The organism is Actinomadura sp. NPDC000929, assembly GCF_040492065.1.
Taxonomy (GTDB): Bacteria; Actinomycetota; Actinomycetes; order Streptosporangiales; family Streptosporangiaceae; genus Spirillospora; species Spirillospora verrucosospora.
Genome location: NZ_JBEUPA010000248.1, coordinates 1 through 7,145 on the forward strand (window position 1 = coordinate 1; position 7,145 = coordinate 7,145).

Here is a 7,145-nt window from a genome sequence, read left to right on the forward strand (position 1 = left end):
CCTGCGCCGCCGCGGCGCCCGCGCCGCGCGGCTTGGCCGCGAGCACCGGCGCGTCCTCGGGCGACTGCTCCGTGCCCGCGCCGGGCGACGACCGGTCGGCCGCGGCCACCGTGCCCGCCACGACGCCGCCCGTCACGCCGCCGGCGAGGGCGGCCGCCATCGCCGGGTCGTTCTTGGCCTTGCGGAACATCTGGTAAGCGGCCACCGGCGGCATCGCCTCGGTGCTCTTGCGGGCCGCCGCGACCGACTTGTCGAGTTCCGCCTCGCCCTTGCCCCGTGCCCCGACCGCCGAGTACCCGACGGCGGAGAACAGGTGCTGGAACGGCTTGCGGTACACGAACGCCGCGAACGTCACCAGCGCGATCAGCACCACCTGCAGGCCCCACGGCAGCGTCTCGCCGAGGATCAGGCTGTAGGCCCACAGCAGCAGCGAGAGCACGCCGATGAGCGCGGCCTGCTTCAGCAGCATGGACAGCAGCAGTTCGAGCCAGCGGATGGCGACGACGCGTCCGACGCCCGGATGGATGCCGATCCCGAGGAAGATCGGCCCCGCCACGAGGAGCAGCAGGAACGCGATCTTGACGACGATCAGCGCGAGCGCGATGACCAGGATGAGCAGGCCCGCGACCAGCGCCGCGAACAGCGCGATGAGCGACACTCCCAGGCGGTTCTGCCAGTCCTTACCCTGAAAGAGCGCGTAGTTCTGGGGATGGTTGTCGTGGATGTCCTTCGTGACGTCCTTGTAGGCGTCGGACTTCTTCCCCAGGTCGACCTTGTTCGTGCCGTACGTCTCCGGGAGGTCGACCGCCTGCGACCAGAGCAGCTTGTCGGCGTTCTGCTTGATGATCTTCGCGTTGGGGTCGCTGGTGCCGAACTCGCCCTGGAGCCACGGCTTGCAGACCAGCGCCACCCACAGCGCGTTGGCGTTGCGGGACGTCGCGTCGATGTCCTTCGACGTCGCCGGGTCGGGCTTGCCCTCGGGGACGGGAACGCACGTCCCGCCCTTGGTATCGCTCGGTGGCAGCGCCGCGCTGAACGCGGCGCTGGTCGCCTCCGACACCTTCGTCCCGAGCGTGGTGAAGTCCGAGGGCCGCGTGATCAGCCAGGTGAGCGCCACCATCGCGGCGACCATCCAGATCACGCCCTCGCTGACCTTGCTCGCCCGCCTGCGGACCAGGCCCCACCAGGCCAGCCAGATCGCGCCGAGGATGATCACCCACGACCAGTAGCGGGCGTTGAACGTCTTGCCGACGTTGGTGATGACCCCGTCGACGGTGTCCTTCAGCCAGCTCAGCAGCGACTCCGACGCGGCCGCCTGGTAGACGCTGATCGTCGTCCGGTCGATCGTCCGGACGAGGGTGAACACGGTGTTCGCGATCGCGTTGCCCATCATGGACATCGCGTCCGAGCAGCCCATGTCGACCGCGTACCAGGTCTGCCCGGCGGTGCCGTACCGGTCGTAGTACGTGAGCTTCTCGACCGGCGTCTTCTTCAGCTGCTCGTCCGGGTAGTCGGGCGGCTTGATCATGCCGTCCGTCCCGGATCCGTACTGCTCGGGCGCGGGATGGTCGGCCGGGCTGCACGCGTCGTTCAGCGGGTTCGGCAGCTGCGGGACCGACGCGGACGCCGGCGACAGCGGCCCCAGCATGAACAGCGCCATGACGACCAGCAGCAGCACCGAGCGGCGCGTGCGCGGCGCGCGGCGGCGCCGGGGACGCCGCGGGCGCCGCAGGGCCTTGCGGTCGAGCCCTTCGCCGGGCGAGCGCTGCAGGCGCGCCGCCCCCTCGCGGGACCCCATCATCGGGAGACCTCCTCGACCTCGGCCCCCGCGGCGGTGAGTTCGGACGTGCCCGGACGGGACCGGGTCGGGTTGGTGTCCAGCCAACGCTGCAGTTCCTCGGAGATCAGGTCGACGCCGATGCGCCCCGCTCGGCCGTCGAGGTCACGGAAGATGCATTCGCCGTTGCCGAGGTTGCGCAGCACGGCCTTGTGCTCGTCGGACGCCTCGACCCCGAGTAGGGACATGACGTTGCCGACCTCGACCCGCTCGGTGGAGCGGAACGAGAACACCGAGGACAGGCAGTTCGTCACCTGTTCGTTCAGCAGGTCTCCCGCGTTCTGGGAGACCAGGATCAGCGCGGTGTTGCGCGAGCGTCCCATCCGCGACACCTCGGGCACCAGCTTGGCGCCCTCCGGCGTCGAGGTGATCGCCCACGCCTCGTCCAGGAAGATGGCCTTCGGGAGCCGCCGTTCGAGGCCGTGCATCAGCCGCCGCGCGAACTGCGACACCAGGTACATCAGCGCGACCGACAGCCGCTGCTCGTAGGAGTAGTCCTCCCGCGGGATCGTGACGTCCGGCAGGGTGAGCCCGCCGAGCGTGAACACGGTCGTCCAGCCGGCGCTGTCGATGCGCTCGCCGCCGGACGGGTCGAAGCACAGCCGCGCGAGCCGCATCTCCGACATCGACCGCAGCACCGCGCCGAGGTTCTTGGACGCCGGGTCGTCGGCGCCTTCCAGGTAGTCGACGACCCGGCCGAGCGAGGGCCGCTCGGCGTTGGCGACCGCGCCGACCGCCTGGATCATCGCGGACTCGCGCTCCTCCGACATCCGCGGCAGCAGCAGCCGCAGCGTCTCGGTCGCCATCATCTTCTTGGTGGCGAGGTCGTCGCCGAAGGAGAACGGGTCGAGCAGGCCCGGCGCCGCCGAGCCGAGCGGCAGGATGCGCGCCCTCCGGCCCCGCGCCTTGAGCAGTTCCACGAGCGACTCGGCGTCGCCCTTCGGGTCGATCGCGGCGATCGTGACGCCGCGCAGCGCCATCTGGTAGATCAGCAGCAGCGCGAGCGTGGTCTTGCCGCCGCCGGGCTCCCCGGTGATCGCCACGGCCGTCGGCCGGTTGCGCGCCGCGGCGACGAGCGGGTCGAAGTGCACGATGGCGCGGGCCCGGCCGAGCGTCTCGCCGATGTAGGGGCCGACCCAGCCCCCGCCCTCGTCGTCGGTGCGGTCGCCGAGGTCGACGGTCGCGACCGGCATGCCGCCCGCGATGGTGCGCAGCGGCTGGCGCTGCGCGTAGGCGTTCAGCCGGATCTGGTCGCCGGGCAGCGACTCCAGGAACAGGGAGAACTGGTCGCCGGTCGAGTTGACGACGTCGATGCCGATGTCGCGGTAGTGCTCGACGACGGCGTCCACGCGCTGCGCGAGCAGCTCCTCGGTCGGCGCCGACACGATCAGCCGGTGCCACCCGTACACGAACGGCAGCCGCTCCTTGGTGATGCCGTGCTCCAGCATCCGGGCGGCGTCGATCTGCTCCGCGAGCGCGATCGGCGCCTCCGCGCCCGCCTCCCGGATGTGCTGGTCCATGTCGCGGGCGTGCGCGAGCTTGCGCGAGACGTCCTTGGACGCCTTCGCCGGCGGGATCAGCTTCATCCGCGCGCTGATCTCGACGGGGAACGGCAGCGCGTCGGCGTAGTGGAGCCAGGGCTCGCCGTCCGGGAACGGCATCATGTCGGGGAACCGCGCGAACGACAGGTACGCGACGTACGACGCGGCCGTGGCGCCGCCGCCCGCCCCGGTGAAGTTCGGCTGCTCGATCCGCAGGTACGAGCGCCCGTTGTGGATGGCTCCCTCCACCAGCGACTCGATCTCGCCCTTGCCCCACGCCCGGCGCGGGACGGCGGACGGCGGCGGATCGGCCAGCGCCCCCGTCACCGCGTGCTGGAACAGCCACGCGACCTCGGTGGAGGTGGCGTGCCTGGCGTAGAGGGCGGACCCGCCGAGCGCGCGGCCGATCCGGTCGGCCTGCTCCGTCCAGCGCGCGATCTCCTTCTTGTCGACCGCGTCGTCGTGTACGCCGAGGACGCTCTCGCTGCGCTTGTAGGCCCTGAGGAGCTGCGACAGGACGCCGCCCGACAGCTGCGCGCCCATGCCGCGCTGGCCGAGCCGCACCCCGAGGTAGACCTCCTTGGTCCAGAAGTCCTTGGCCCACACGTGGGCGTAGGTCTCCTCCAGGTACTCCCGCCACCCGGGGCCGCCGTCGGACGTCCGGTCCAGCGCCAGCGCCCACTCCGCCGCCGGATACGTCCGGTGCCCGATCCGCAGATGGACCTCGGCGTCCTGCATGCGGATGCCGGCCAGCGCGATGGTGATGTTGGTGGCGAGCGCCTCGCGCTCCTCACCGGTCGTGAACTCGTAGGACACCGTGGGGAGCCGGAAGTACGCCCACGCGGCGCTGTCGGTCAGCAGGACGCGGTCGTCGAAGTACCGAACGGCCAGTCGGCTCGACTTGCTCATGCCGTCCTCCCGACGCCGGTTCCGATCAACGATTCTCTCCACCGCCGGGCGGCCGCACAGGGCTGCCCGGGAGAGTGTTCGCCATCCGGACGGTCATGAACGTCAGGCGCGTCCGCCAGCAATGCCCGGTCCACTTCGGTCTCCGCTCGATGCCCGCGAGGGGCGCTCATCGGGTGGCCTCCTGCTCCTGCTGAAGCTCCTGGTAACGCTCGGGCATGACGGTGAAGCCGCCGGCCACGACGCCGGCGAGGGCAAGATAGGCACGCCGCGTGGGCGTGCGCAACGACTTCAGCTCGTTGCGCGGCGCGCGGTCCATACTCAGGTGATCATCCCACGGGATGCGCACCAGCGCCCGGCAGCGGCCCCGGGCCACGGCCTCGGCCTGCTCGACGTCGTCCATGCTGCGGCGGCTCACCCCGTTGATGACCGTCACCGCGCGGGACCGCAGCTCCTCGTAGCCGTGGCCGTCCAGCCACTCGAACGTCATCGCGACGGCGCGGGGCGCGTCGGCGCTCGCCGGCGCGACGAGGACGATCTGGTCGGCGTAGGGCAGGACGCGCGCCACCACGGCGGCGGCCGCGTCCAGCAGCGTCACCGAGTAGAACTTGTCGAGGGTGCGGATGGCGAGCGCGTAGTCGCGGTCGTCGAGCGCCTGCAGCGGGTTCTTGCCCGCCGCGATGACGTCGAGGCCGGACTTGGCCTGCGAGGTGTACCGGCGCATCGCGGTGAGGCTGGAGACCTGGTCGGCGCGCGTGATGAGGCCGGTCAGCGTCTCGTTGGTGTCGCTGCGGGTGCGCCGCGCGAGCGCGCCCGGCCCGGGGTTCACGTCGATCGCCACGACCGGCTCGCCGTTGTGCTGCGCGAACGTGTGCCCCAGCATCAGCGCCGTGACGGTCTGCCCGGCGCCGCCGGTGCAGCCGAGCACGACGACGTGCCGCGTCCCGTGGAACGGCTGCTGGATCCGCTGCTGGTAGTCGGCGTCGACCTCGCCGTGCCCGCCGCCGACCGCGTGGATGAGCCGGCGCAGCCCGCCGGACGTCACCTCGTGCTCGGGACCGGGCGGCGTGATCGCCGGACCCGACGGCGGGGGCGCCGGAGGCGGCGGCAGCGGCCGTGGCCGGACGGGCGACGCGGGCTGCGACCGCACCTCCCGCGGCGGCGCCTCCTCCTCCACCGGACGCTGCTCCACCGGCCGCGGCGGCTCCACGGGCGGCACGTCCTGCGCGGGCGGCGCCACCGGCACGGGAACGTCCGGACGCTGCGGCTTGGACAGCCCCTTGGACCAGGGCCTGGGCGGCTCCCTCAGGACCCCGGGCTGCTCGGGGGGCGCGGCGGGACGCACCGGCGGCGCGCTCGCCTGCTCCGCCGATGCGGCGGGCATCTCGGGCCGCGGAGCCTCCCGCTCCGGCGGCGCGGGCGGCCGCTGCACGGTCCACCCGGGCACCACCGGCGGCCGCACCACCTGCCCACCCCCCTGCTCCGGCAGTACGGGAGGACGCTCCGGCAACGCACGGGGCCCCTCCCCCTGCGCAGCAGGACGCTCGGGAAGTGCGGGGGGACGCTCCCCCTGCGCAGCGGGACGCTCCGTCTGCGCGGCAGGACGCTCGCCCCGCGCAGCGGGACGCTCCGGCACGCCGGTGGGACGCTCCGGGACGGCGGTGGGACGCTCCGGCTGCGCGGGAGGACGCTCCGGCAACGCGCGGGGACGCTCGCCCCGCGCAGCGGGCAGCTCGGGCAACTCTGGGGGACGCTCGCCCCGCGCAGCGGGACGCTCCGGCACGGCGGGGGGACGCTCCCCACACGCGGCAGGACGCTCCGGCTGCGCGGGGGGACGCTCCCCTTGCGCGGCGGGACGCTCGGGAAGTGCGGGGGGACGCTCCCCATGCGCGGCGGGCCGCTCCGTCTGCGCGGCAGGACGCTCGCCCTCCGTGGCAGGGCGCTCCGGCAGCGCGGGGGGACGTTCGCCTTGTGCGGCGGGCAGCTCGGGCAGCGCGGTAGGAGGCTCCCCCTGCGTGGCGGGGCGCTCGGGGGGCTGGGGCGGTTGTGCCTCGGCGTGTTCCGGGGCGGTGGGGTGTTCTGTGGGTGTGGGGGGGCGCACCGGCTCCGGGGCGCGGTGCTGGGGGGGCTGGGCGCCGAAGGCGCCGGGGACCGTGGGGATGTCGGGGCGGGTCGCGGCGGGGGCCGCCGGGTGCGGGGTGCGCGTGCCGGCGACCTTCGTGTCGCCGGGCTCTCCGTTGAACGTCTGCCTCACGCGGACGCGCTCGCCGTCGGCGTCGCGGTCCTGCTCGGGCTCGGCGGGGGGCTGCCGCGTGACGCCGTCGCCCGGTTCGGCGGGGCGGGTCCACTGGACGCCCGGCGGCGCGGGGGGCTGCTCGTCGTCGTGCCGGGGCGGCTCGGGGGCGCCCGCGATCTCCTCGGCGGCCCTGCGGACGTCGGGGCGGGACTGCTGGGGGACGTCGGGCCGGGTGTCGCCGGCCGGGACGGCCTGCCAGAACTCGGCCTGCTCGCCCGGGCGGCGGACGCCGGAGGCCAGGGCGCGCTTGCCGGAGCCCGGGGGCGAGGCCGGCGGAGGGACCTCCAGCCGCGGCGTCGCCGGGGGCTGCTCGGCGCCGGCGGGAAGGGGCAGGACGTCGTCCTCGTGCGAGATGTCGCGGGTGGTGCGGCGCCACGCCCTGGGCGGGACGAGGGGCTCGGGCGCGGCGGACGGGGGGACGGCGGGCTCCGAGGCGGCGGGGAGCGGGGTGGCTGGGACGGGCTCGCGCTGGGCCGCGTAGTCGACCAGGGACGGGGGCGCGGCGGCGGCCGCGGGGCGCGGGACCACAAGAAGGTCCCGCTGTCGCTCGGCGCGCAGTGGACGG

Annotated in this window: 3 protein-coding genes; all 3 read right to left on the reverse strand. The window is 73.9% G+C overall.

Annotation, left to right across the window (positions count from 1 at the left end; genetic code table 11):
• Positions 1-1,801 (reverse strand): type IV secretion system protein (locus ABWI04_RS40955; protein WP_353835780.1); only part of this gene is annotated, 1,801 nt, incomplete at its 3' end.
• The gene (locus tag ABWI04_RS40960) at positions 1,798-4,287 is read right to left on the reverse strand and encodes an ATP-binding protein (protein ID WP_345177018.1); all 2,490 of its coding nucleotides are present in this window, start codon (positions 4,285-4,287) and stop codon (positions 1,798-1,800) included. The genes ABWI04_RS40955 and ABWI04_RS40960, both read right to left, overlap by 4 nt.
• 166 nt (positions 4,288-4,453) lie before the next feature.
• Positions 4,454-7,145, reverse strand: a 2,692-nt coding sequence (locus ABWI04_RS40965; protein ID WP_353835781.1) for a MinD/ParA family ATP-binding protein, incomplete at its 5' end; no start/stop codon positions are given.

Bases quoted from the DNA above. Each gene is read 5' to 3' on its own strand.
- ABWI04_RS40960 (WP_345177018.1), bottom strand. From the start codon at position 4,287: ATGAGCAAGTCGAGCCGACTGGCCGTTCGGTACTTCGACGACCGCGTC.